We start from the raw sequence: 23,014 nt of genomic DNA on the forward strand, positions 1-23,014 counted from the left end.
GTCGGCGCACCGGTCAGAACAGGCTCAGCGGTTGCCGGGAGCGCCGCGCGTGAGGTCCTCGGACTCCTCGGGGTGGTAGACGCACACGTGCAGGGCGTCGGGCCGGACGCTGACGTCGAGCCGCTCGTCCGGATCGATGACGTCGCCGTCGAGCTGGCGGGGCTGCGGCCGGTCGGACACGACGGACACCTCGCGCCCTCGCACGACCTCGCGGCTCGGCACCCGGCTCTTGCCGCGCACCACGCCCCACAGGAGCTGGACCCAGTGCTGGAGGTTCCGGGGCGCGATGATCGCGACCTCGAGCTGGCCGTTGTCGGGTTCCGCGTCCGGGAGGAGGTTCGTCCCGGCCTGGAGCCGCCCGACGTTCCCGACCACGACGGTGCGCGCCCGACGGCGGCGCGTCCGCCCGTCGACGGTGACCTCGACGTGCATCTCGTCGTCGGCCAGGTGCTTGAGCGCGGAGAAGACGTACGCGATCGAGCCCGCGCGGGCCTTGAGCGCCGTCGGCGCGTCCTGCATCATCGCGGCGTCGAGGCCCATGCCCGCCATGATCGCGAACGTCTGCCCGTCGGCCACCCCGACGTCGATCGTGCGCCGACCGCCGCGCAGCACGAGCCGGATGCCCTCCTCGGCGTCCGACGGGACCCCGAGGTTGGCGGCGAGCAGGTTCCCCGTGCCGCCCGGCAGGATCGCCAGCGCGGCGTCGGTGCCCGCGAGCCCCTCGACGACGGCGCGGACCGTGCCGTCGCCGCCGCTCACGAAGACCACCTCGGCGCCGTCCTCGACGGCCTGGCGCGCCTGCCCCGTCCCCGGGTCCTCGGCCGTGGTCTCGAGCCACGCGGGCTCGGGCCACCCGGCGTCCGTGAGGCGCGCGACGATGAGCTCGCGCAGCGCGTCGAGCCCCTCGACGCGGTTCGGGTTGACGATGACCGCGGAGCGGCGCGGGACGTCGTCGGGCCGCCGCTGCGCGGAGGTGGTCGCGGAAGAGGTCGTCTCGTCGGTCGGCACGGACCGAGTATGTCCCGGTCGCCGCGAGGACGCGCGGCCGAGGACCGCCGAGGACCGCCGAGGCGCGAAGACGCCGCGGCCCGTGCCGCGGCCCGTGCCGCGGCCCGCCCGCGGGGGCAGGGCGCGGCACGGGCCGCTGGTCGGTCAGGCCGTGAGGATCTCCGTGCCGAGGGCGAGGCCGTCGCCCTCGGGGTCGCGGTCGACCCGCACGACGTCGCCGTCGGCGACGTCGCCCGAGAGCAGCATCCGCGCGAGGCGGTCGCCGATCTCGCGCTGCACGAGGCGGCGCAGCGGGCGCGCCCCGTACGCCGGGTCGAAGCCCTCGAGCGCGAGCCACTCGCGGGCGGCCGTCGTCACGTCGAGCGTGATGCGCCGGTCCGCGAGGCGCCGGCCGAGCGCGGCGACCTGGATGTCGACGATCCGGCCGAGCTCCTCGATCGTCAGCGGCTCGAACACGATGACGTCGTCGAGCCGGTTGAGGAACTCGGGCTTGAAGGACGCCCGCACCGTGCTCATGACGGCCTCGCGCTTCTCCGCGTCGTCGAGCATCGGGTCCACGAGGAACTGCGAGCCGAGGTTCGACGTCAGCACGAGGATGACGTTGCGGAAGTCGACCGTGCGGCCCTGGCCGTCGGTGAGACGACCGTCGTCGAGCACCTGCAGCAGGATGTCGAAGACCTCGGGGTGCGCCTTCTCGACCTCGTCGAGCAGCACGACCGAGTACGGCCGACGCCGGACGGCCTCGGTGAGCTGGCCGCCCTCCTCGTAGCCGACGTACCCCGGGGGCGCGCCGACGAGCCGGGCGACCGAGTGCTTCTCGGAGTACTCGGACATGTCGATGCGCACCATGGCGCGCTCGTCGTCGAAGAGGAAGTCGGCGAGCGACTTCGCGAGCTCCGTCTTGCCGACGCCCGTGGGGCCGAGGAAGAGGAACGAGCCCGTGGGGCGGTCCGGGTCGGCGACGCCCGCGCGCGAGCGGCGGACGGCGTCGGACACGGAGCGGACGGCGGCCTGCTGGCCGATGAGGCGCTCCCCGATGACCTCCTCCATGTGCAGGAGCTTCTCGCTCTCGCCCTGGAGCATGCGGCCGGCGGGGATGCCCGTCCACGCGGACACGACCTCCGCGATCTCGTCGGCGCCGACCTTGTCCGCGATCATCGGGGCGGCCTCGGGGCCGGACGCGGCGAACGCGTCGTCGGCCTGCTCGGCCGCCTCGGCCTCGTCGAGCTCGCGCTGCACGTGCGGGATCTCGCCGTACTGCAGGCGGCCCGCGGTCTCGAGGTCACCCTCGCGGATCGCGCGCTCGACCTGGACGCGCAGCTCGTCGAGCTTCGCGCGCAGGTCGCCGACGCGGTTGTGGCCCGCCTTCTCGGCCTCCCACCGCGCGGTGAGGGCTGCGAGCTCCTCACGACGGTCCGCGAGGTCGGCGCGCAGCTTCTCGAGCCGTTCGAGCGACGCGGGGTCGGTCGACTCGGACAGCACGACCTCCTCCATCTCGAGGCGCGTGACGGCGCGCTGCAGCTCGTCGATCTCGATCGGCGAGGAGTCGAGCTCCATGCGCAGGCGCGACGCCGCCTCGTCGACGAGGTCGATCGCCTTGTCCGGGAGCTGGCGCCCGGTGATGTACCGGTCGGAGAGCGACGCCGCCGCGACGAGCGCGGAGTCGGCGATCGTCACCTTGTGGTGCGCCTCGTACCGCTCCTTGAGCCCGCGCAGGATCGCGACCGTGTCCTCCACCGAGGGCTCGCCGACGAACACCTGCTGGAACCGGCGCTCGAGCGCCGGGTCCTTCTCGATGTACTCGCGGTACTCGTCGAGCGTGGTCGCGCCGACGAGGCGCAGCTCGCCGCGCGCGAGCATGGGCTTGAGCATGTTGCCCGCGTCCATGGCGCCCTCGCCGCCCGCGCCCGCCCCGACGACGGTGTGCAGCTCGTCGATGAACGTGACGACCTCGCCGTCGGAGGACTTGATCTCCTCCAGGACGGCCTTGAGGCGCTCCTCGAACTCGCCGCGGTACTTCGCGCCCGCGACCATGCTCGCGAGGTCGAGCGACACGAGGCGCTTGCCCTGGAGCGAGGTCGGGACGTCGCCCGCGACGATGCGCTGGGCGAGACCCTCGACGACGGCCGTCTTGCCGACGCCCGGCTCGCCGATGAGCACCGGGTTGTTCTTGGTGCGGCGGCTGAGCACCTGCACGACGCGCCGGATCTCGGAGTCGCGACCGATGACGGGGTCGAGCCTGCCCTCGGCGGCCCGCGCCGTGAGGTCGGTCCCGTACTGCTCGAGCGCCTTGTACGTGCCCTCGGGGTTGGGGCTCGTGACGCGCGCGCTCCCGCGGACGGCGGGCAGCGCGGAGCGCAGGGCCTCGGCGGTCGCGCCGGCCTGCTGGAGGATCGTCGCGGCCTGCGACGACCCGGCCGCGATGCCGAGGAGCAGGTGCTCCGTCGAGACGTACTCGTCGCCGAGCGCCTGGGCCTCCTTCGCGGCGGCGTCGAGCGCCGCGGACGTGGCGCGCGACGGCGTCGGCTGCGCGACGGCCGAGCCGCTCGCGGTGGGCAGCGCGACGAGCGCCGCGCGCACCTTCTGCCCGACGGCCTGCTTGTCCGCGCCGACGGCGTCCAGGAGCCCGACGGCCACGCCGCCCTCCTGCGTGAGCAGCGCGGCGAGGAGGTGGGTCGGCTCGAGCTGGGGGTTGCCGGCGGCCGACGCGGTCTGGATCGCCTCGCCGATCGCCTGCTGCGACATCGTGGTGAACTTCGTTTCCATAGGTGCTCCGTGTGCTGCTCGAAAAGATGGTCTGACCAGTGGAACGACTCCTAAGTTGAGTGTATTCCGCTCAACTTCGATCGGCACCCCCGCGCGGCCTCTCCTCGCTCGCCCGCGTCCCCGGAGCGGATGAAGTCCGGCCGCATTCCGTCTCAAAACGGCATCGACCCTCGCCCCGGGCGACGATCCGCGACATGCTGGGCGGGTGAACTCCTCACCCTTGCGCAGACGACTCGGCCTCGGTGCCCTCCTCGCCACCCTCGCACTGTTCCTCACGGGGTGCATGAGGATGGACATGGCCATCACCCTCAACGAGGACGACACGTTCGACGGCAGCGTCGTCATGGCGTTCTCGGACGAGGTCGCCGAGTCGATGGGCTCGGACCCCCAGGAGCTCTGGGACCAGATGGGCTCCGAGATGGAGTCCGAGATGCCGGAGGGCGCGACGCAGGAGCCGTACGCGCAGGACGGCTACACCGGCACCAAGATCACCTACGCCGACCAGCCGATCGCGCAGCTCGACACCGGCGCCGCCGACTCGATCTCCGTCACCCGCGAGGGCGACGACTACGTCGTGAGCGGCTCGATGGACATGACGGGCGAGGAGTTCAACCCGGACACGGGTGACGCGGCGACCGACGAGATGTCGCGGCAGATGATGGAGGGTCTCGACATCAAGATCGCCATCACGTTCCCCGGCGAGGTGGCGGAGTCCAACGGCGAGGTCGACGGCAACACCGTGACGTGGACCCCGGTGGTCGGCGAGGTCAACGAGATGACGGCGCGCGGCTCGGCCGTGCCCGGCGGCTCCGCGGGCTCGGGGACGGACGAGGGCACGGACGAGGGCACCGACGACGGCGCGACCGCGCCCGACGCCGAGAGCTCCGACGGGTCCGGCTCGTCGGCGTGGATCTGGTTCCTGGTCGGCGGCCTCGTGCTGCTCGGCATCATCGGCCTCGTGCTGTGGCTCGTGCTCCGCTCGAAGCCCGGCACGCAGGACGGCCAGGGCACGGGCTTCCCGCAGGGCGGGTACCCCGGCCAGCCCGGACAGCAGGGCGTCTACGGCGCGCCGGGTCAGTACCCGGGCCAGCCCGGCCAGCAGGGCCAGTACCCCGGCCAGCAGCCCTACCCCGGCCAGCCCGGCCAGCAGGGCCAGTACCCCGGTCAGGGCCAGCAGGGCCAGTACCCGGGTCAGTACGGCCAGCCCGGCGCGCACCCCGGCCAGCAGGGCCAGTACCCCGGAGCCCCGGGCCAGCCGGGTCAGTACCCCGGCCAGCAGGGCCAGTACCCCGGCCAGCCCGGCCAGCCGCAGGGCTACGGGACGCCGTCCGGCCCGGGCCAGCAGGGTGGCCCGTACGGCGGCCAGCCGCCGGCACCGCCGCAGCAGGGCGGCTACCCGGGCGCCGCGCCGTTCGCGCCCCCCGGCGCGCCGCACCCGCAGTCGTCCCCGACGACGCCGCTGCCCGCCCAGCCGCCCGTCCCGCCGGGCGCGACCCAGCCGCTCCCGCCGCACCAGCCGCCAGCACCGACCCAGCCGCTCCCGCCGCAGCCGGGCCCCGCGGGCCAGGACGGCCCGGGCGCGCAGGCCGGTCCCGACGACGAGATCGACGACGCGACGCGCCTGCGCCCGCCGACCGACTGAGCGGTCCGCACCCCGCACGACATGACGGCCCGCCCCGGGAGACCGGGGCGGGCCGTCGTGCGTCCGGGACCGCTCAGGACTCGACGGTGACCTCGAGGACGTCACCGACGGCGTCGAACCGCACGGCAGGCCAGTAGCCGTCGAGGAAGTGCTCGCCGCACGTGTCGGCGAGGTGCACGACGACGCTCCCGTCCTCGTGCCGCTCCACGAGCTCGACGACGAGGTCGTCGTGCGCCGCGGCGAGCTCGTCGGGCGTCGGCTCCCCCTCGCTGAAGCGGCGCACCACGGCCTCGACCGCGCGGCGCGCGAGCCGCGGGCCGAGGGCGTCGTCCCACAGCGCCTCCGCGGGCACGTAGGCGAGCGCCTCGGCGCCGAGCGCGGGGTCGACCTCCGCGAGCGTCGCGGGGCGCCACGACGGGTCGCGGTCCTTGTCGACCACCTGCGCGCGGATCCCCTCGACGAGGTCGGGCTGCGTGTCGACGAACCAGCAGACGAGCCCGTACTCCTGGGCGAGCGCCGCGCGGAGGTCGGGCAGGCCGCGCGCGCTGCGGACGGCCGCGAGCGCGACGGTGACCGCCGTGGGCGACAGCCGTTCGAGCTCGTCCGCCTCGGCGCCCGCACGCTCGTCGCCGTCCGCGGCGGCCGCGCGCAGCCGGGCCACGATCTCCGGCACCGTGCCCGCCGCGTACGCGGCGTCGATCGCGGCGCGGCGCGCGACGAGCCCGGACACCGGCGCCGGGAGGGCGTGCCGCCGCACGACGTCGCGCACGGCCTCGACGTCGAGCGGGTCGACGCCCGCGCTCGCGAGCGCGGCGAGGTCTGCGCCGAGCACGGGCAGCCGCTCGCTCGGCACGTAGTGGTCGGCGAGCCCGACGTGGATCGCGTCGGCGGCGTCCATCGTCACCGCGCCGAGCGCGAGCATCTCCCCCAGCCGCCCGGGCGCGCGGGCGAGGAGCCACGACCCGCCGACGTCGGGCGTGAAGCCGATCCGCGTCTCGGGCATCGCGACGCGCGAGCGCTCGGTGACGACGCGGACCGGCGCGTGGGCCGCGAGGCCGACACCGCCGCCCATGGTGATGCCGTCCATGATCGTCACGACGGGCACCGGCAGCTCCGCGAGCGCCGCGTCGACCGCGTACTCGCGCCGGAAGTACCGGCGCGCGTCGGCCTGCCGCCCGGCGACGACCGACGCGTGCAGCTCGCGGATGTCGCCGCCCGCGCACAGGCCGCGGTCGCCCGCGCCGTCGAGCAGCACGAGACGCACGGTCGGGTCGACGCGCCACTCGTCCAGCACGTCGGCGATCTCGCCGAGCATCGAGTACCCGAGCGCGTTGAGCGCTCGGGGCCGGTCCAGGGTGAGGTGCCCGACGCCGTCGTCGACGCGGGCGAGGATCTCGCTCGTCATCCGCGTCACGCTACCGCCCGTCGGCGGCCGCGGGCGCGCACGACGTGGGACCCTGGCAGGGCAGAGGGGTCGGGCCGGCGGTGCCGGGAGCAGCGAGGAGGCGGCGGTGGACGAGGCGACGCGGACGGACGGGACCTGGCGGCCCGACGTGCTGGGCGGGGACTGGGTCGCGCGCGACCTGGACCTCCCGGACGGCGCGGTGGCGACCCTGGTGCGGCGCGACGCCGCGGCGCCCGCGGGCGACCGGCCCGCGGTGCTGTACGTGCACGGGTTCATCGACTACTTCTTCCAGACGCACGTCGCGGAGGCGGTCGAGGCGCGCGGGTACCGGTTCTACGCCGTCGACCTGCGCGGCTACGGGCGCTCGATCGGCCGCGGCTCGGGCGCGCCGTCGCGGCCCGACGACGACCCGAACTTCGTCACCGACCTCGCCGTCTACGCGCAGGACCTCGACGCGGCGGCGCGCGCGGTGCGCGCCGAGGGGCACGACCGGCTCGTGGTGCTCGGCCACTCGACCGGCGGTCTCCTCGCGAGCCTGTGGGCCGACGCGCGGCCCGGCCGGCTCGCGGCGCTCGTGCTCAACAGCCCGTGGTTCGACCTCAACAAGCCGTGGGTGTTCCGCGGCCCGGTGACGTGGGTGGTCGACGTCCTCGGGCGGGTCGCGCCGCGGCTCGTCGTGGGCGCGCTCGACCCGCACTGGGCGGAGGCGCTGCACGCGAGTACCGGCGGCGAGTGGGACTTCGACCTCGCGTGGAAGCCGATCGAGGGGTTCCCGGTGCGCGCCGGGTTCCTGCGCGCGGTGCGCCGGGGCCACGCCCGCGTCGCGCGCGGGCTCCACGTCGACTGCCCGGTGCTCGTGCTCGCGTCCGCGCGCAGCGGCCCGGCGTCGGGCTGGCACGACGCGCTGCTCACGACGGACAGCGTGCTCGACGTCGGGCACATCACGTCGCGCGCCGAGCGGCTGGGCGACGACGTCACGGTCGTCACGGTCGAGGGCGGCGCGCACGACCTCGCGCTCTCCCCCGAGCCTGCCCGGTCGACCTACCTGCGCGAGGTCCTCGACTGGCTCGACGCGCGTGTCTGACGCCGCCCAGCGCCGTGTCCGAATCCCGCTAGCCAGGGCGTGGTCCGGCGGGTGAGGATCGAGTCATGACGACGACCCTCGCGACGCCCCCGGCGACCACGGACCCCGTGTTCGCCGAGCGCTACCGCGCCATCGCGTCGCGCGACCGCCGCTTCGACGGGCAGTTCATCACCGCCGTGAGCAGCACCGGCATCTACTGCCGGCCGTCGTGCCCGGCGCGCACCCCGAAGCCCGAGAACGTCACCTTCTACCTCACCTCGGCCGCCGCCCACGAGGCCGGTTACCGCGCGTGCAAGCGCTGCCTCCCGGAGGCGGTGCCGGGCACGCCGAGCTGGGACCTCGGGCACGACCTCTCGGCCCGGGCCATGCGGCTCGTCGCGGACGGCGTCGTGGACCGCGAGGGCGTCGACGGCCTCGCCGCCCGCCTCGGGTACTCGGCCCGGCACGTGCACCGCGTGCTCGTCGCGGAGCTCGGCGCCGGCCCGGTCGCGCTCGCCCGCGCGCTGCGCGCCCAGACGGCGCGGGCGCTGCTCACCGGGACGGACCTGCGGCTCGCCGACGTCGCGTTCGCCGCCGGTTTCGGGAGCGTGCGCCAGTTCAACGACACGATCACCGAGGTCTTCGACACGACGCCGGGCGAGCTGCGCCGTCGGGCCCGGCCCGACCGGGCGCCGTCGACCGGCGACCCGCGCCGCCCGCCCGCCGACGCTCCCGCCGGGTCCACCCCGGACGACGGCGGCGCCACCGCCGCGCTCGACCTCACCCTTCCCCTGCGCGAGCCGTTCGACGCGCGCGGCGTGTTCGCGTTCCTCGCGGCGCGCGCCGTCGACGACGTCGAGGTCGTCGACCTCGACGGCCCGCTGCTCTCCTACGCGCGGACGCTCGCGCTGCCGCACGGGCCGGGCGCCTTCCGGGCGACCTACGGGCCGCCGCCCGGGGGCCGACGACGCGCACCGCGCTTCCACGTGGAGCTCGAGCTGACGTCCGTGGCCGACCTCCCGGCCGCGATCGCGCGCGTCCGGCGGCTGTTCGACCTCGACGCCGACCCGGCGGCCGTGGACGCGGCCCTCGCGGCGGACCCCGCGCTCGCCGCCTCGGTGCGCGCGGTGCCGGGCATCCGCGTCCCGGGAGCGGTGGACCCTGCCGAGATCCTCGTGCGCGCGCTCGTCGGGCAGCAGATCTCGGTCGCGGCCGCGCGGACGCACCTGTCGCGGCTCGCCGTCGCGCTCGGGACGCCTTTCGCGTCGCGGTTCGGCCCGACACGTCTGTTCCCGACCCCCGTGCAGCTCGCCGCCGGGGGCGCGGACCACCTGCGCGGCCCCGCCCGGCGCACGGCCGCGGTGCTCGGCGTCGCGCACGCCCTCGCCGACGGGTCGCTCGCCCTCTCCCCGGCCGACGACCCCGTGGCCCAGCGCGCCGCGCTCGAGGCGATGCCCGGCGTCGGGCCGTGGACCTCCGGGTACGTGGCGATGCGCGTGCTGCACGACCCCGACGTCCTGCTCGACGGCGACCTCGCGCTCCGCGCCGGTGCCGCCGCGCTCGGCCTGCCCGACGACCGCCGCGCGCTCGCTGCCCGCGCCGAGCGCTGGGCGCCGTGGCGCTCGTACGCCGCGATGCACCTCTGGCGCGCCGCCGCGCCCACCCCGACCCCTGCGAAGGAGACCCCGTGACCACCGCACCCGCCCCCACCACCACTACGACGGCAGGCACGAGGCCGGCCGTCACCACGACGCTCACCACGCCCGACGGCCCGTTCACGGTCGTCGTCGACGCCGGCGGCGCGGTCCTCGCGTCCGGCTGGACGGACGAGCCCGCGGACCTCGTCGCGCTCGTGCACCCCGGCCTGCGCCCCGCGACGGTCTCCCCCGTGCCCGACGACGACCCCGCCGTCGCGACCGCCGTCGCCGCCGTCCGGGCCTACTACGCGGGCGACGTGCGCGCGATCGACGCCGTGCCGGTGCGGCAGGCCTCGGGCCCCTACCGCGCGCACGCGTGGGACGTGCTGCGCACGGTCGAGCCCGGCGACCCGGTGACCTACACCCGGTACGCCGAGCTGTCGGGGCGGCCCGCCGCCGTGCGCGCCGCCGCGGGCGCCTGCGCGATGAACGCGGCGGCCCTGTTCGTGCCCTGCCACCGCGTGCTGCGCACGGACGGCAGCCTCGGCGGCTTCCGCTACGGACTGGACGTCAAGCGCAGCCTCCTCGACCGCGAGGCCCGGGCGACCGTCACGGCACCGGCGCGCTGAGCCCGCCGCGGACGGACCGGCCCGGCATCACGCCGCCGGAGCGCGCGCCGGCTCCGCGGCAGCGAGCGTGAACCGGGCCCCGAGCGTCGCCGCCGCCACCACCCCGGCGGCGGCGACGAGCACGACGTCCTTGAGCACGTACTGACCCATGAGGGTCATGCCGTCGCCGAACAGGTCGCCCGGGAAGAGCGCGACCGGCGAGAGGACGCCGGCCAGCGTGACGGCGAGCACGACGAGCCCGGCCCGCAGCGCGCGACCGGTGAGGAGCGCGAGCCCGACCGCCGTCTCGACGACCGCCGTGAGGACCACGGCGGCGGTGCCGTCGACGAGGCCGAAGGTCAGCGCCTCGACCGTGCGGCGCACGATCTGCTCCGCCGGGCTCGCTCCCGGGAAGAACTTGAGCACCCCGAAGACGAGGAAGACGAGGCCGAGGGCGACCCGCAGGGCAGGCACGGACCAGGCGGCGAGGCGCTCGCAGAGCCCCTCACGGAGCCGCCGGGCCGCGGCGCGCCGCGGCCCCTCCGCAGGGGGGGCGGGGGTGGACGGGGTCGGTGCGTCGGGTCCGGGGGGGGCCATTCTGAACTCCTCGTCGAGCAGTAGCGTTCCACTTTCCGGCGATAAGATAGCGGACCTGCGATATTCACCGCGCGCGGGCGCGCTCCCGCGAGACGCGGGACGGGCGGTGCGCCGGCGACGAGGGGGGCCGGGGCTCAGCCCCAGCCGAAGACCTGGGTCCAGGCCCCGTTCGCGTGCCCGACGCCGATCTCCCGCAGGCCGCAGTCGAGGATGTTCGCGCGGTGGCCCGGCGAGTCCATCCACCCGCGCACCACGTCCTGGGCGGTCCGGTAGCCCTTCGCCACGTTCTCGGCGCCCGGGTTCGGGTAGCCCTGCGCGTGCGCCCGGTCCCACGGCGAGCGGCCGTCGAGGCTCGTGTGGTCCATGTACCCCTGCGCGTCCATGTCCTCGCTGTGGAGCTGCGCCGCGGCGGTGAGGCGCTCGTCGACGGCGAGCGGCTCGCACCCGGCGGCGACCCGTTCCGCGTTCGTCAGCTCGACGACCGCCGCGCCCTCCGCCGTGATCGTCCCCGGACCGGCTCCGCCGGGCGCCGTCGCCCCTGCGGCCGAGGCGGTCCCGGCAGCCGGCGCGGCACCGTCGGCCGTTCCGGTGCCGGGCGTCGGGCCCGTCGCGGTCGCGCCGTCCGGGCCGGCCGGGTCCGCCGCGCCCTCGGCGGGCGGCACGTCCTCCGGGGTGGGCGTCGGCACCGGGTCGGCGGGAGGCTCCTCGGTCGCCGCGGGCGCGGGCGCGGTCTCCGCGGTCGGCGTGTCGTCGGCCCCGGGCGCACGGGGCGCCGTCGGGGCGTCCGCCGGGAGGTCGTCGCGCGCGTCGGCCAGGGTGCGCGACGCGCGGTCGTCGCGCGGGTCGCGCCCCGCGAGCCACTCCCGCGGCGCGCTCCCCTGCCACGGGAGCGCCGCGACGACGGGGCCGAGCGGGCCCACGTGCTCGGGCCGGATCTCGCCCGTCACCGTCGCGGCCGTGAGGCCCAGCGGAGGGCCGAGCAGCAGGGCGGCGGCGACGCCCGTCGTCACCGCGACGCGCGGACCGGACCGCAGGTGCCGGGCGAACGGGCCGCCGCGCCGACGTGCGGGCGCGGCGGAGGACGCGGGCACAGGAGACGACTCGGGAGACGGCGCGGGCGCCGCCCCCGCCGAGCGGTGCCGGGGCGTGCGCTGCGAGACCATCGCTCGACCCTACCCATGAGGACCGCGGATGTGTACCGCTTCGTCCGTTCTGCACCCGTTCGACGGCGGGGGTCGGCCGCCGGGTCAGACGATCGACGGCTCCTCCGGCGCGGAGACCGTGAACACCGCGCCTGCGATGAGCGGCACGGACGTCACCCGGCGCTCGAGCTCGTCGAGCCGGCGGGCGACGGACGTCTCGGACTCGTCGCCGCGCAGGTCCACGCTCGCCACGAGGTACAGCGCGCGCGGCCCGACGTACTCGAGCCGCAGGTACGTGACGCGCTCGACCTCCGGCAGGTCGCGGATGCCCGCGAGCACCGCGGCGCGCGTCGCCGGCATCGCCGCCTCCCCCACGAGGAACCGCCGGTTGCGGTCGATGAGCACGACGGACACCACCGCGAGGACGAGGCCGACGACGATCGACCCGACGGCGTCGGGCACGGGCGACCCGGTGAGCTGGTGGGCCAGGACGCCCCCGAACGCGACCACGAGGCCGATCAGCGCGGCGGCGTCCTCCGCGTACACCGCGCGCAGCGTCGGGTCCGACGTGACGAGCACGTGGTGCAGGGTGTCGCGGTCCGCGGCCTGCGCCTCGGCGCGCGCCTGCCGCCGGGCGCGCAGGAACGACACCCCCTCGAGCACGAACGCCAGGGCGAGGACCGCGTAGGCGACGACGAAGTCGTCCGCCGGCTGCGGGTGCACCAGCTCCTGGATGCCGTGCGTGATCGACACCCCCGCCCCGACGGCGAACAGCCCGATCGCCGCGAACATCGACCACACGTACGCCTCGCGGCCGAACCCGAGGGGGTGCTCGGTGTCCGCCGGGCGGCGCGAGCGACGGTCGGCGACGAGGAGGAAGACCTCGTTGCCCGTGTCCGCCCACGAGTGGACGGCCTCCGCGAGCATCGACGCCGAGCCGGTCACCGTCGCGGCGACCGTCTTCGCGCCCGCGATGAGCGCGTTCGCGAGGAACGCGACGATCACCGTGACGGTGCTGTCGCCGCCGCCCTCCGGGCGCGCGACGCGCGGGTTGCGCGACTCCGGCTGCGGCGGGGCGGGCATGGGGGCGTCGGGCATGCTGCCGGTCTACCAGCCGCGTGCACGACCCGCGCGCGGAGGCCGGACGCTCACGCGTCGAGCACGCACGGGCCGGGCGCGCACGGCCCGGCGCGCACGGCCCGGGCGCCCGGTCCGGCACCGTGCGTGCGCGCGGCGGCGTCAGCGCGCCGGGCCCTCCGCGTCGGCGGGGCGACCCGCGTCGTCGGGCCCGGGGTCGCCCGTGTCGGCGAGCTCGACCCCGCCGGTGGCACCCGGCTCGCCGTGCCGGTCGGCGTCGTCGTGCTCGCCCGTGTCCTCGCGCTCGGCCGCCTCCTGGTCGCGCGTGAGCTCGTCGACGACGAGCAGGTCCGTGCGCACCTTGCCCGTGCGGTAGCCCGCACGGCCGACCATGTGCGCCGCGACGGGCGACGTGAGGAGCTGGAACACGACGACGAGGAACAGCGTCGCGACGGCGCCCCACGAGCGCAGCCGCAGGCTCAGGCCGGCGAGCACGAGGATCAGCCCGAGCACCTGGGGCTTGGTCGCCGCGTGCATGCGCGCCAGCAGATCGGGGAACCGCACGACGCCCACGCCCGCGGCGAACGCGAGGAACGCGCCGCACAGGAGGAAGACCGCGGACACGACGTCGGCGATCGTGTCCCACAGGCCGGTGGTCGGGTCCATCAGCGCACCTCCCCCTCGGGAGCGCCGCCGTGGTGCTCGGCGTCGACCGCCGAGTCCCGGTCGGACTCCTCGGCCTCGCGGCGGGCGGCGTCCTCGGCGGCGATCTCCTCGGCCGTGCGGATGCGGCCCTCGTCCTCGGGCTCGACCGACGCGAACCGCGCGATCGTCACCGAGCCCACGAACCCGACGAGCGAGAGCACGACGAGGATCGGGATGGTGTCCGTGCGCCGGGAGAACGCGGCCTCGAGCGCGATCGCCCCGACGAGCGTCGTCGTGAAGACGTCGAGCGCGATCGTGCGGTCGAGCATCGACGGACCGCGCTCGGCACGCGCGACGGCGAGGCTCGCCCCCGCGGCGAGCAGCACGGCGCTCACCACGACGATCACGAGGTAGACGGTGTCGCTCATGCCTCGGCCACCTCTCGCGCGGACGGGACGTCGTACAGGCCGGCGGCCCGCAGCTCGTCGTTCGACGCGAACGCGTGCAGCACGCGCGCCTCGAGCGCGAGCGTGTCCTCGCGGATCTTCTCCACGCCGCCCGCGGTCTCGACGTCGAGCACGTGCAGGTAGAGCATCCCGGTGAGGCGGTGCGCCTCGACGACGATCGAGCCGGGCACGAGCGACGACAGCTCGGCCGTGATGGTCAGGTAGATGTCGGACGGGTTCCGCAGCCGCACGCCCACCACCGCGCCGCGCGGCGTGTGCCGCGGGTTCAGCGCGAGGAGGCTCACCTGGAACGACGCGACGACGAGGTCGGAGACGAAGCGCCCCACGAGCACGAGGAACGGCCACGGCCGGAACTTCCCGCGCGCCGCGATCGACGGCAGCGGGAAGAACGTGATGACGGCGAACCCGATGAGGACGCCCGCGAGCACGTTGCCCACGGACAGGTCGCCCCAGAGCATGACCCAGACGATCGTCAGCCACAGGATGGTGCGCCACTGCGTGGTGACGCGGGCGAACCAGCCCGAGGCGAGCGCGCGGCGGCGGCGGTGCAGGCTCATCCGTCCACACCTCCGCCCGTGCCGGCCGGTTCGGCACCGGCGGGTTCCGTGCCGTCGCTCTCGCCCGTCGCGACCTCGTTCGACTCGCCCTGGCCCCGGTCGGAGTCGCCGGGGAACACGGCGTCGACGTACGTGTGGCCGTCGAGCAGCGTCGCGGCGGCGCGCTCGGTGTACGAGTAGAGCGGGCCCGCGACCACGGTGAGCGCGAGGCCGAACGCGACGAGCGCCGTCGCCGGGCCGACCATGCCGCGGGGCAGGCGCGCGTCCGCGGGGATCTCGACGGGCGCCGTCTGCCAGAAGGCCTTGTTCCACGCCTTGACGATCGCGTACAGCGTGAGCAGCGACGTCACGACGGACCCCACGACGAGCGCCCACGTGAGCGGCGTGCCCTGCGCGACGCCCTCCTCGAGGAGGCCGACCTTGCCGAGGAAGCCCGACAGCGGCGGGATGCCCGCGAGGTTCATCGCCGGGATGAAGAACAGGATGGCCAGCCCGGGCGCGAGCTTGGCGAGCCCGCCGAGCCGGTCGAGCGACGTCGACCCACCGCGGCGTTCCACGAGGCCGACGACGAGGAACAGCGTCGTCTGCACCGTGATGTGGTGCACCACGTAGAAGATCGCGGCCGCCATGCCCGGCTCGGACGCGAGCGCGATGCCGAAGATCATGTAGCCGATGTGGCTCACGAGCGTGAACGACAGCAGTCGCTTGATGTCGTTCTGCGCGACGGCGCCGAGGATGCCGACGACCATGGTCAGCAGCGCGAGCCACATGAGGACGTCGTCGACGACGCTGTCCTCGGGGAAGAGCAGCGTCTGCGTGCGGATGATCGCGTAGACGCCCACCTTGGTGAGCAGGCCCGCGAAGACCGCGGTGACGGGGGCGGGCGCCGTCGGGTAGGAGTCGGGCAGCCACGCGGACAGGGGGAAGATCGCCGCCTTGATGCCGAACGCGAGCAGCAGCAGGAGCTGGATCGCGAGCGCCGTGCCCGGGTCGATCTCCGCGTACCGCTCCGAGAGCTGGGCGAGGTTGACCGTGCCGGTCGCGGCGTAGGTGAGCGCGATCGCGACGAGGAAGACGATCGAGGAGAGCAGCGCCACGACCACGTAGATCGACCCGGCGCGGATGCGCTCGCCCGTGCCGCCGAGCGTGAGGAGCACGTAGCTCGCGGCGAGGAAGATCTCGAACCCGACGTAGAGGTTGAACAGGTCGCCCGAGAGGAACGCGTTGAACACGCCCGCCGCGAGCACCATGAACGTCGGGTGGTAGATGGCGACCGGCGCCTCCTCGTCGCCGTCCGCCACGCCCTGCGCGAGCGAGTACAGCAGGACGCACAGCATGACGAAGCTCGACACCACGAGCATGAGCGACGAGAGCCGGTCCGCGACGAGGTCGATCCCGACCGGCGCCGCCCAGCCGCCGACGTCGACGACGATCGGCCCCGAGTCGGCCGCGACGAGGAGGCCGACGGACGCCGCGAGGACGAGCGCGAGCGCGGCCACGGTGATGATCCGCTGCGCGCGCGGGTGGCGCCAGAGCGCGAGCGCGAGGCCGGCCGCGACGAGCGGCAGGACGACGGGGAGCGGGACGAGGGCCGCGGCGGTGAGGCTCATCGCGGCTCCTTCCCGTCGGTCCGTCGGTCGTCAGGTCGTGCGTCGTCGTCCCGGGCGTCGGAGCCGCCGGTGCGGCCGTCCGTGGCGTCCCCGGCGTCCTCGCCAGCCGGGCCCGACGGCGGTTCCTCGCCGTCCGTGACGCCGTCGCCGTCGCCGTCGGTCTCGTCGCGGACCTGGGCGGCCTCGTCGTCCAGGGTGGCGCCGCTCTCCTCCGTGTCCGCGTCCTCGAACGCGGGCGCGTTGCGCGCGGCGTGCCGCGCGACGCGGCGGTCCTCGAGGTCGTCCTGCACCTCGTCGTGGCCGTGGAGCTGCCACGAGCGGTAGGCCATCGCGAGCACGAACGCCGTGATGCCGAGCGTGATGACGATGGCCGTGAGGACCATCGCCTGGACGAGCGGGTCGCTCATGTCCTCCTCGGGCGTCGTGCCGATGAGCGGCGCGCCCCCGGCGCGCCCGCCGGCGACGAGGAAGAGCAGGTTGGCGCCGTTCCCCATGAGGATGAACCCGAGCAGGACGCGCGTGAGGCTCCGCTCGAGGAGCAGGTAGACGCCCGCGGCGAACAGCACGCCGATCGCGAGGACGAGGACGACGCTGGGCGTCATGTCGATGACGTTCACCGGCGGCCACCTCCGATCGAGTCGGGCTCCATGGCCTCGAACGGCCCCGTGTCCTCGCCGGGCTCGCGGCCCGCGGCGGCGCGTTCCGCGTGCCGGTCGATCTCGGCGCCGAGCGTGCGCAGGATGTCGAGGACGAGGCCCACGACGACGAGGAACACGCCGACGTCGAAGAACAGCGACGTCACGAGGTGGATCTCCCCGACGAGCGGGAGCGCGAGGTCGTAGGCCTCGCTGCCGAGCACGTTGCCGGTGAGCAGGAACGCGACGAGCCCCACGCCCGCGGACAGGAACAGGCCCGTCCCGAGGAGCAGACCGGGGTGGACGGGCGCGGCCTCGCCGAGCTCGTACCGCCCGCCCGCGAGGTAGCGCACGATGAGCGCGATGCCGACGACGAGCCCCGCCGCGAACCCGCCGCCCGGCGCGTTGTGGCCGGAGAACAGCAGGAAGAGCGCGAAGACGATCATGGCGTGGAACAGCACGCGCGTGACGACCTCGAAGATCACCGAGCGCCGTTGCGGCGCGAGTGTGCGGCCGGCGCTCAGCCACACGAGCATGCGCGGCTGGTCCTTCTCCGTGACCCCGCGGCGGCGCAGCGCGGCACCCGGGTCGTCGGTGTCGCTCCAGACGCCGGAGCCGGTGGCCGTGGTCGCGGGCCGGGCCCCCGACGCGCGCAGGATCTCGCCGCTGCGCGAGCGCAGGAACACGAGCGACGCGACGCCCGTCGCGGCGGCCAGGAGGACGGAGATCTCGCCCATCGTGTCCCACGCGCGGATGTCCACGAGGGTCACGTTGACGATGTTCTTGCCGTGCCCGAACTCGTAGGCCTCGGCCGGGAAGTCCACCGAGATGGGCGTCGCGACGCGCGCGAGCGGCGCGACGAGCGCGAAGCCCATCATGACGACGGCCACCGCGAGGCCGATGCCCAGGCGGACCCACCGGCTCGCCGCGAGCGGCCGGTTCGAGAAGTACGCGGGCAGGCGCCGCAGCACGAGCACCATGACGACGAGCGTGATCGTCTCGACGAGGACCTGCGTGAGCGCGAGGTCGGGCGCGCCGTGCAGGAGGAAGAGGACGGCGTTGCCGTACCCCGCGATCCCGACGAGGATCACGGCCTTGAGCCGGCGGCGCGAGCGCGCGGCGAGCACCGAGGCGATGCAGATCGCGGCGACGGCGACGAGCTGCGCGGGACGGTCCCAGGCCCGGAGCCGCTCGGGCCACGCGGTCTGCGCGACCATGACGACGCCCGGGCCGAGCACGAGGACCACGAGGATCGCGCCGAGGTAGAACGGGAGCGAACCACGCTGCGTGACGGCCGTGATGTCGGCGGCCAGGTCGTCGAGCTTGCGCATGACCTTGCGGTACGTGACGTCGGCCTCGGGCCCCGTCCACAGCGACGCCTGGAACCGCTCGACGCGCGACCGCTGCCAGAACAGCACGACGCCGACCGCGAGCACGAGGACCGTCAGGGCGAGCGCGGGCGTGAAGCCGGCCCACAGGACGAGGTGCCCGGGCTCGCCGACGGGGTACGTGTCCGCGTACGGGGCGAGGAGGTCCTCGCCGAAGTGCGGCACGAGCGCCGTCGCGAGGCCGAGGACCGCGAGCACGACGGCCGGGCCCACGAGCAGGAACGGCTGGCGGTGGATACGCGCCGGGTCGATCGGCGGCTCCTCGGCCTCGACGACGGGGCGGCGCGCGGTGCCGGTACCGGCGCCGGCGCCCCACGCCTTCTCGTGCGCGTTGGCGCGCGCGGGCGACCGGCCGAGGTGCGGCTTGGACGCGAACGCGCCCCACCAGAAGCGCAGGCCGTACGCGACCGTGAACATCGAGCCGACGACGACCGACCACAGCACGACCGTGTCGACCCACACCGGCCCCTCGCCGTGCAGGAGCGACTCGAGCGCCGCCTCCTTCGCGACGTACCCGGCGAACGGCGGCAGCCCGATCATCGACGCGGTGGCGAGCCCGCCCGCGACCGCGGTCCACGGCAGGGCCTTGCCCACGCCCGTGAGGCGGCGCAGGTCGCGCGTGCCGGCCGCGGCGTCGACCACGCCGACGACGAGGAACAACGAGGCCTTGAACATCGCGTGGGCGCCGATCATGGCGAGCCCGGCGAGCGCGGCGCCGCGCGTGCCGAGGCCCACGAGCAGGATGATGAGGCCGAGCTGGCTCACGGTGCCGAACGCGAGGACGAGCTTGAGGTCGTACTGCCGCAGCGCGCGGTAGCCGCCCACGAGCAGGGTGCCCGCGCCGAGCACGACGACGAGCGTGCGCCAGACCGTCGTGTCCGAGTAGGCGGGCGCGAAGCGCGCGACGAGGTAGACACCGGCCTTGACCATCGCGGCCGCGTGCAGATACGCGCTCACCGGCGTGGGCGCCGCCATCGCGGCGGGGAGCCAGAAGTGCAGCGGGATGAGCGCGGACTTGCTCGCCGCGCCCACGAGGAGGCAGACGATCGCGGCGGTCACGGCGCCGCCCGTCGGGGGGTCCGCGATGATCTCGGACATGCGGAACGTCCCGCCCTGGACGCCGAGGATCACGACCCCCACGAGCATGGCGAGGCCGCCCGCGGTGGTGAGGATGATCGCCTGCATGGCGGCACGACGGCTCGCCTTGCGGTCGGCGTAGTGGCCGATCAGCAGGTACGAGAAGACGGTCGTGAGCTCCCAGAACACGAACAGGAGCAGCATGTCGTCCGCGGTGACGAGGCCGACCATCGCTCCGGCGAACGCGGTGAGGACGCCCCCGAACCGCCGCAGGCCCTGCGCGGTGGGCGAGAAGTAGGCCGAGCAGTAGACCAGGACGAGCGCGCCCACGCCGCCGACGAGCAGCAGCATGAGCCACGACAGCGTGTCCATGCGGAAGGCGAGCTCGAGCCCCAGCCCGGGCACCCACTCGACGACCTGCGTCGGGTGCTCCCCCGACATCACGCGCTCGGTCCAGGCGAGCGCGTAGACCGCCGCGGACGCCGGCGCGAGCGCCATGACGAGGAACGCCCGGCGGCCGAGGAACGAGACGAGTGCAGGCGCGCCCAGTGCCATCACGAGATGGGCAAGGAGCACGTAGAGCACGGGCCGCTCCGTCCGGGTCGGGGGCGGGTGGGCGAAGTTCTTGCTGGACTTGTCATCGCCGCGCCCGGGCGGGGGGAAGCCGCAGGGCACGACAGTTCACGGCGCCGACGAGGCCGGGCCGAGAACCATTTTACCGACTCCTCAGCCGTGCGGGGCGCCCGTAGCCCCGTCCGTGACCGATTCCTCAGTAGGCCGTCACAGATCCTCGGGGTCCACGAGGAACTCCGCCTCGTCCGCGATCTCCCCGCCGACCGCCTGGTGCAGCGTCCGCGTGACCTGCGTGACCACCTCCGCGGCGCGCTTGCGCGCGATCTGGTGGTCGAGCGACGGCTGCTCCCGCTGGGACTCCGCGAGGTCCTGCGGCTCCCAGCGCACGCGGTAGCTCACCGCCCCGCCCACCGTCCACGGCAGCCCGCGCAGCAGGAGGGGCAGCGCCTCCTCGCCGCCGACCTCGACCGCGACGAGCCCGTCCATGCCCAGGTCGACGAGGAGGCCGTACCCGTCGAGCACCGCACCGGCGGTCAGCGCCTTGATGTCGACGTCGTCCGCCGCGGCGTGCAGCGCGCGCCGCAGCTCGGGGTCCATCTTCTCGCCCGGGTAGAGCGGCAGCTCCGCGATGCCCTTCGGCGGCCCCTCGTACGGCTTGCCCTCCGTCGCGAGCCGCGTGCGGGGGTGGAGCCGGCCGACGAGCGCGAGCGCGGCGTGCGGGTCGAGCCACACGTCCGAGTACAGCGTCATGTCGACGGCGACACCCGGGTCCGGCGTGAGGACGACGCCCGCCCCCGCCGGGTTGCCGACGTCGGTCCGGACCGACCCGCCGAGGCGGCGCGCCGCCGCGACGAGGAACGCGACCACGCGCTCCTCCTCCCGGACCGGCAGGCCGCCGGGGAACGCGCGCCCGACGCCGTCCCGGTCCCCGCCGCCCGGGTAGGGGACGTCCCCGCGCTCGCGGGGGCAGACGACGTCGAACACGAGCGCGGTGCCCGGCACGCCCGAACCGGGGCCCGCGTACGGGCCGGTGAGCGTCGTGTGGCGCGACGTGCGCAGGACCCCCGGCTCGCCCGGCCGCGCGGTGCGCGCGGGCGGGACGAGGGGCTCGGTGCCCTCCGGCGCGACGTCCCAGCGCGCGCCCGCGAACCGCGAGAGCGCGAGCGTCTCGACCTCGTCCACGTGGACGTCGGCGGGCAGCCCCAGCACGTGCCGCGCCTGGTAGGACTGCGCGGCGCCGGGCCCGGCGGGGTGCGGCAGCGGCGGGAGCGGGCTCATGCGGTGCGGTCCTCCGGTCCTCGGGTCCTGCGGGGTCGAGCGGCGTCCGACGCGGCGGGCCGCGCTCAGACGTCGGTGCGGTGGAAGTTCTGCCACGAGCGGGAGGCCGTCGGGCCGCGCTGGCCCTGGTAGCGGGAGCCGTAGACGCTGGAGCCGTACGGGTTGTCGGCGGGCGAGGACAGCCGGAAGAAGCACAGCTGGCCGATCTTCATGCCCGGCCACAGGGTGATCGGCAGCGTCGCCACGTTGCTCAGCTCGAGCGTCACGTGCCCGGAGAAGCCCGGGTCGATGAACCCCGCCGTGGAGTGCGTGAGGAGGCCCAGGCGGCCCAGGCTCGACTTGCCCTCCAGGCGCGCCGCCACGTCGTCGGGCAGCGTGACCGTCTCGAACGTCGACCCGAGCACGAACTCCCCGGGGTGGAGCACGAACGGCTCGGCCGGGTCGACCTCGACGAGCCGCGTGAGGTCGGGCTGGTCCTGCGACGGGTCGATGAAGGGGTACTTGTGGTTGTCGAACAGCCGGAAGAACCGGTCGAGGCGCACGTCGATGCTCGACGGCTGGAGCATCGCCGGGTCGTACGGCTCGAGCTGGACGCGGCCGGCGTCGAGCTCGGCCCGGATGTCGCGGTCGGAGAGCAGCACGGGCCCACGCTAGCCGACGCCGGAGCGTGCCCGGACCGGGCTCCGCACCGTGGATCGGCGCCCTGGATCGGCACCCCCGACCGGCGCCCTGGGTCAGCGCGGGCCGAGCGCCGTCGGGCGCGGGGCCGCGCCGGCTCGTCGTCGAGGCGGCGCGGCCCCCGCCCGCGGACGGGAGGTCAGGCGCGCAGCGGGCGGCCCGTCGAGTCCACGGAGTAGTAGCCCGTCTTCGAGGTCAGGTAGAGGATGCCCTCGACCAGGCCCCAGATCGCGATGACCGGCGCCGCGAACCCGAAGGACAGCACCGACACGAGCAGCATCGTCAGGCCGATGCCGGTGTACCCGAGGTAGAAGCGGTGGATCCCGAGGCTGCCGACGAGGATGCCCAGCAGGCCCGCGGCGAGGCGCGACTTCGCCTGGGGGTCGTACGCCGGGTCGTAGCCGGGCTGGCCGTACGCGCCGGGCTGACCGTAGGCGCCGGACTGCGCGTAGCCCGGCTGCTGGCCGTATCCCTGCTGGGCGTAGCCCGGCTGCGGGGCGGAGCCGTAGCCCTGGTCGGGCGTCGGCTGTCCGTAGCCCGGAGCACCCGGCGTCCCGTACGCCTGCTGGCCGTACGCGTCACCGGCCCCGGGCTGCTGGCCGGAGCCCGGCGTCGGGCCCGACGGCGTGGCGGGGCCGCCGTAGACCGGGTCGCCGGGGGCGGGGCTCCCCTGCGACGGGTCGGGCTGCTGCTGGTACGGGTTCTCGGACAAGGCGGCTCCTCGGGCGGCGCGCCGCTCGTCGGCGCGGGACTGGTCGTGGTGCGGGCGGTTCTGGCATCACCGGCGTCGTCCGCTATGATCGGGTCGCGCGCTGGTTCGCCGAGGATCCTCCCAGAGGGCCCGGGGCGGACGCCACCGGCGCCGCGCGGGTGTAGTTCAATGGTAGAACTTCAGCTTCCCAAGCTGATAGCGCGGGTTCGATTCCCGTCACCCGCTCAGCCTGCGAGAGCCCCGCACCGGTCCGGTGCGGGGCTCTCGTCGTCGTGGGCCTCAGGCCGGACGCGCTTCGTCACGGCCACGCCGCCAGCAGATCGTCTGCCGTCCACACCCGGGACAGGCGCAGATCGCCCTCGGTGGCGACGTCACGCGCGGCGAAGAGCGTGCGAGCGTGCCACCGGACGCTCCCGACGAACACGGAACCCCCCTCAAGAAAACGATTC

General features: G+C 75.1%; 19 protein-coding genes and 1 tRNA gene. 5 read left to right on the forward strand and 15 right to left on the reverse strand.

The features are described 5' to 3' along the window. Nucleotides 1-24: 24 nt before the first annotated feature. Nucleotides 25-1,008: a diacylglycerol/lipid kinase family protein gene (locus ACPCUX_RS10730; protein WP_409141265.1), complete on the reverse strand. Its 984-nt coding sequence runs from the start codon at nucleotides 1,006-1,008 to the stop codon at nucleotides 25-27. A gap of 144 nt (nucleotides 1,009-1,152) precedes the next feature. Then, nucleotides 1,153-3,774: an ATP-dependent chaperone ClpB gene (gene clpB, locus ACPCUX_RS10735; protein ID WP_114553772.1), complete on the reverse strand. Its 2,622-nt coding sequence runs from the start codon at nucleotides 3,772-3,774 to the stop codon at nucleotides 1,153-1,155. Between the two features lie 295 nt (nucleotides 3,775-4,069). Here clpB and ACPCUX_RS10740 point away from each other — a divergent pair, with 295 nt between their 5' ends. Beyond that, nucleotides 4,070-5,416, forward strand: coding sequence for an LppM family (lipo)protein (locus ACPCUX_RS10740; protein WP_423388729.1), 1,347 nt, complete (start codon nucleotides 4,070-4,072; stop codon nucleotides 5,414-5,416). Nucleotides 5,417-5,489: 73 nt separating this feature from the next. On the opposite strand, the gene ACPCUX_RS10745 is transcribed toward ACPCUX_RS10740, so the two are convergent. Then, complete coding sequence (locus ACPCUX_RS10745) at nucleotides 5,490-6,821, reverse strand: enoyl-CoA hydratase/isomerase family protein (RefSeq protein WP_423388730.1); 1,332 nt, start codon at nucleotides 6,819-6,821, stop codon at nucleotides 5,490-5,492. Between the two features lie 106 nt (nucleotides 6,822-6,927). On the opposite strand from ACPCUX_RS10745, the gene ACPCUX_RS10750 reads away from it, so the two are divergent. The 3 genes from ACPCUX_RS10750 to ACPCUX_RS10760 all read left to right on the forward strand — a co-directional run bounded on the left by ACPCUX_RS10750 (nucleotide 6,928) and on the right by ACPCUX_RS10760 (nucleotide 10,150). Beyond that, the gene (locus tag ACPCUX_RS10750) at nucleotides 6,928-7,905 is read left to right on the forward strand and encodes an alpha/beta hydrolase (protein ID WP_423388731.1); all 978 of its coding nucleotides are present in this window, start codon (nucleotides 6,928-6,930) and stop codon (nucleotides 7,903-7,905) included. Between the two features lie 65 nt (nucleotides 7,906-7,970). After that, entirely contained in the window at nucleotides 7,971-9,575 is a 1,605-nt protein-coding gene (locus ACPCUX_RS10755; protein ID WP_423388732.1) for an AlkA N-terminal domain-containing protein, read from the forward strand. Beyond that, nucleotides 9,572-10,150, forward strand: coding sequence for a methylated-DNA--[protein]-cysteine S-methyltransferase (locus ACPCUX_RS10760; RefSeq protein WP_423388733.1), 579 nt, complete (start codon nucleotides 9,572-9,574; stop codon nucleotides 10,148-10,150). The genes ACPCUX_RS10755 and ACPCUX_RS10760 overlap by 4 nt, the downstream gene beginning before the upstream one ends. A 27-nt stretch (nucleotides 10,151-10,177) precedes the next feature. Here ACPCUX_RS10760 and ACPCUX_RS10765 read toward each other — a convergent pair whose 3' ends face one another. From ACPCUX_RS10765 to ACPCUX_RS10820, 12 genes are all read right to left on the reverse strand, one after another. Continuing rightward, nucleotides 10,178-10,726 (reverse strand): DoxX family protein, encoded by a 549-nt coding sequence (locus tag ACPCUX_RS10765; protein ID WP_423388734.1) that lies wholly within the window; start codon nucleotides 10,724-10,726, stop codon nucleotides 10,178-10,180. Between the two features lie 134 nt (nucleotides 10,727-10,860). Further along, nucleotides 10,861-11,889 (reverse strand): CAP domain-containing protein, encoded by a 1,029-nt coding sequence (locus tag ACPCUX_RS10770; RefSeq protein ID WP_423388735.1) that lies wholly within the window; start codon nucleotides 11,887-11,889, stop codon nucleotides 10,861-10,863. Nucleotides 11,890-11,973: 84 nt separating this feature from the next. Further along, complete coding sequence (locus tag ACPCUX_RS10775) at nucleotides 11,974-12,966, reverse strand: cation diffusion facilitator family transporter (RefSeq protein WP_081600373.1); 993 nt, start codon at nucleotides 12,964-12,966, stop codon at nucleotides 11,974-11,976. Between the two features lie 141 nt (nucleotides 12,967-13,107). After that, nucleotides 13,108-13,611 (reverse strand): monovalent cation/H(+) antiporter subunit G, encoded by a 504-nt coding sequence (gene mnhG, locus ACPCUX_RS10780; RefSeq protein ID WP_081895835.1) that lies wholly within the window; start codon nucleotides 13,609-13,611, stop codon nucleotides 13,108-13,110. Continuing rightward, complete coding sequence (locus ACPCUX_RS10785) at nucleotides 13,611-14,018, reverse strand: monovalent cation/H+ antiporter complex subunit F (RefSeq protein WP_076403690.1); 408 nt, start codon at nucleotides 14,016-14,018, stop codon at nucleotides 13,611-13,613. The genes mnhG and ACPCUX_RS10785 overlap by 1 nt, the downstream gene beginning before the upstream one ends. Next, complete coding sequence (locus ACPCUX_RS10790; RefSeq protein WP_423388736.1) at nucleotides 14,015-14,614, reverse strand: Na+/H+ antiporter subunit E; 600 nt, start codon at nucleotides 14,612-14,614, stop codon at nucleotides 14,015-14,017. The genes ACPCUX_RS10785 and ACPCUX_RS10790 overlap by 4 nt, the downstream gene beginning before the upstream one ends. Then, nucleotides 14,611-16,224 carry a Na+/H+ antiporter subunit D gene (locus tag ACPCUX_RS10795; protein WP_423388737.1) on the reverse strand — a complete coding sequence of 538 codons (1,614 nt, stop codon included), beginning with the start codon at nucleotides 16,222-16,224 and terminating at the stop codon, nucleotides 14,611-14,613. The genes ACPCUX_RS10790 and ACPCUX_RS10795 overlap by 4 nt, the downstream gene beginning before the upstream one ends. Continuing rightward, nucleotides 16,221-16,841, reverse strand: coding sequence for a Na(+)/H(+) antiporter subunit C (locus tag ACPCUX_RS10800; protein WP_423388738.1), 621 nt, complete (start codon nucleotides 16,839-16,841; stop codon nucleotides 16,221-16,223). The genes ACPCUX_RS10795 and ACPCUX_RS10800 overlap by 4 nt, the downstream gene beginning before the upstream one ends. Continuing rightward, entirely contained in the window at nucleotides 16,838-19,909 is a 3,072-nt protein-coding gene (locus ACPCUX_RS10805) for a Na+/H+ antiporter subunit A (protein ID WP_423388739.1), read from the reverse strand. Before ACPCUX_RS10805 ends, ACPCUX_RS10800 begins: the two co-directional genes overlap by 4 nt. 195 nt (nucleotides 19,910-20,104) lie before the next feature. Next, a complete protein-coding gene (locus ACPCUX_RS10810) occupies nucleotides 20,105-21,175 on the reverse strand; it encodes a hypothetical protein (RefSeq protein WP_043653002.1) in 1,071 nt (356 codons plus the stop codon). A gap of 65 nt (nucleotides 21,176-21,240) precedes the next feature. Beyond that, nucleotides 21,241-21,816 (reverse strand): dCTP deaminase, encoded by a 576-nt coding sequence (dcd, locus tag ACPCUX_RS10815; protein WP_034652708.1) that lies wholly within the window; start codon nucleotides 21,814-21,816, stop codon nucleotides 21,241-21,243. A 176-nt stretch (nucleotides 21,817-21,992) separates the two neighbouring features. Next, nucleotides 21,993-22,565, reverse strand: coding sequence for an NINE protein (locus ACPCUX_RS10820; RefSeq protein ID WP_396049474.1), 573 nt, complete (start codon nucleotides 22,563-22,565; stop codon nucleotides 21,993-21,995). A gap of 154 nt (nucleotides 22,566-22,719) precedes the next feature. On the opposite strand from ACPCUX_RS10820, the gene ACPCUX_RS10825 reads away from it, so the two are divergent. Continuing rightward, nucleotides 22,720-22,790, forward strand: a tRNA-Gly gene (locus ACPCUX_RS10825). Nucleotides 22,791-23,014: the final 224 nt, after the last annotated feature.

The sequence above is a fragment of the Cellulosimicrobium sp. AB352 genome, from assembly GCF_049538415.1.
In the GTDB taxonomy this organism is placed as follows: Bacteria; Actinomycetota; Actinomycetes; order Actinomycetales; family Cellulomonadaceae; genus Cellulosimicrobium; species Cellulosimicrobium funkei.

Excerpts from the sequence above, each read along its gene's own strand:
- clpB (WP_114553772.1), bottom strand. The coding sequence starts at position 3,774 with ATGGAAACGAAGTTCACCACGATGTCGCAGCAGGCGATCGGCGAGGCG.
- ACPCUX_RS10740 (WP_423388729.1), top strand. The coding sequence starts at position 4,070 with ATGGCCATCACCCTCAACGAGGACGACACGTTCGACGGCAGCGTCGTC.
- ACPCUX_RS10745 (WP_423388730.1), bottom strand. The coding sequence starts at position 6,821 with ATGACGAGCGAGATCCTCGCCCGCGTCGACGACGGCGTCGGGCACCTC.
- ACPCUX_RS10755 (WP_423388732.1), top strand. The coding sequence starts at position 7,971 with ATGACGACGACCCTCGCGACGCCCCCGGCGACCACGGACCCCGTGTTC.
- ACPCUX_RS10765 (WP_423388734.1), bottom strand. The coding sequence starts at position 10,726 with ATGGCCCCCCCCGGACCCGACGCACCGACCCCGTCCACCCCCGCCCCC.
- ACPCUX_RS10770 (WP_423388735.1), bottom strand. The coding sequence starts at position 11,889 with ATGGTCTCGCAGCGCACGCCCCGGCACCGCTCGGCGGGGGCGGCGCCC.
- ACPCUX_RS10775 (WP_081600373.1), bottom strand. The coding sequence starts at position 12,966 with ATGCCCGACGCCCCCATGCCCGCCCCGCCGCAGCCGGAGTCGCGCAAC.
- mnhG (WP_081895835.1), bottom strand. The coding sequence starts at position 13,611 with ATGGACCCGACCACCGGCCTGTGGGACACGATCGCCGACGTCGTGTCC.
- ACPCUX_RS10785 (WP_076403690.1), bottom strand. The coding sequence starts at position 14,018 with ATGAGCGACACCGTCTACCTCGTGATCGTCGTGGTGAGCGCCGTGCTG.
- ACPCUX_RS10790 (WP_423388736.1), bottom strand. The coding sequence starts at position 14,614 with ATGAGCCTGCACCGCCGCCGCCGCGCGCTCGCCTCGGGCTGGTTCGCC.
- ACPCUX_RS10795 (WP_423388737.1), bottom strand. The coding sequence starts at position 16,224 with ATGAGCCTCACCGCCGCGGCCCTCGTCCCGCTCCCCGTCGTCCTGCCG.
- ACPCUX_RS10810 (WP_043653002.1), bottom strand. The coding sequence starts at position 21,175 with ATGAGCCCGCTCCCGCCGCTGCCGCACCCCGCCGGGCCCGGCGCCGCG.